At 61.5% G+C, this 234-nt stretch carries 1 pseudogene; it reads left to right on the top strand.

Annotated features, from left to right (window positions below):
• Positions 1 to 234: pseudogene (locus FNJ47_RS49015) on the top strand (DUF736 domain-containing protein); the annotation flags it as partial.

Here is a 234-nt window from a genome sequence, read left to right as displayed (position 1 = left end):
ACGATTTCCAGGGCGAGATTGTCACCCTGAGCCTGCAAGCCAAGGGCGTCCGTATCGTCGCCGAGACCAACCGCTCCAACGACAACGCTCCGAGCCACCGCATCTACGTGGGCCGGGCCGAGATCGGCGCAGCATGGTCGAAGCGTTCCGAAGAGGGCCGCGATATCTCTCGCTCCAGTCACTTGCCCCCCGTTCAATATGGCAATCCTGCGCAACCTGTTCGATGAGGAAGGT

The sequence above is a fragment of the Bradyrhizobium uaiense genome (assembly GCF_010811875.1).
Taxonomy (GTDB): domain Bacteria; phylum Pseudomonadota; class Alphaproteobacteria; order Rhizobiales; family Xanthobacteraceae; genus Bradyrhizobium; species Bradyrhizobium uaiense.
This window is presented reverse-complemented; position numbering and strand designations above follow the sequence as displayed.